At 37.7% G+C, this 416-nt stretch carries 1 protein-coding gene; it reads left to right on the top strand.

From position 1 onward, the window contains the following. On the top strand, positions 1-336 hold a 336-nt coding region (locus RG571_RS12075; RefSeq protein ID WP_196874969.1), incomplete at its 5' end, for a transposase. Positions 337-416 lie beyond the last annotated feature (80 nt).

The following is a 416-nucleotide window of genomic DNA, read 5'->3' as shown; positions in this document are numbered from 1 at the left end:
GATCGCTTACTGAAAGGGAGCCCTGCTTTGCGTGTAGGCTATCAGTTATATCAAGACTTTCTTTACGCTGTAAAGGAACGAGACTACGTATCGTTTGAAGAACTACTTACCAATAATATCATGCTTCCCGAAGGCTATCAGACGACCTTGAGAACGTTCCAGAAATTTCTGCCACAAATCAAAAATGCTTTACAACAAAGTTATTCAAATGGCCCACTTGAATGTCTGAACAACCATATCAAAGTGTTAAAACGAAATGCATATGGCTTTCGTAGCTTTTATAATTTCAAATTGCGCATCATGATTCGTCATGGCAACGCATTGATTTTCAACTAAAAAAGATCAAGAGGAACTGATCCACTTGATCTCCAATTATTCTAAGATTTCTCTTTACCAACATCATTTGACAAAGAGCC

The organism is Enterococcus sp. FR204, from assembly GCF_031143325.1.
In the GTDB taxonomy this organism is placed as follows: domain Bacteria; phylum Bacillota; class Bacilli; order Lactobacillales; family Enterococcaceae; genus Enterococcus_B; species Enterococcus_B faecium.
This window is presented reverse-complemented; position numbering and strand designations above follow the sequence as displayed.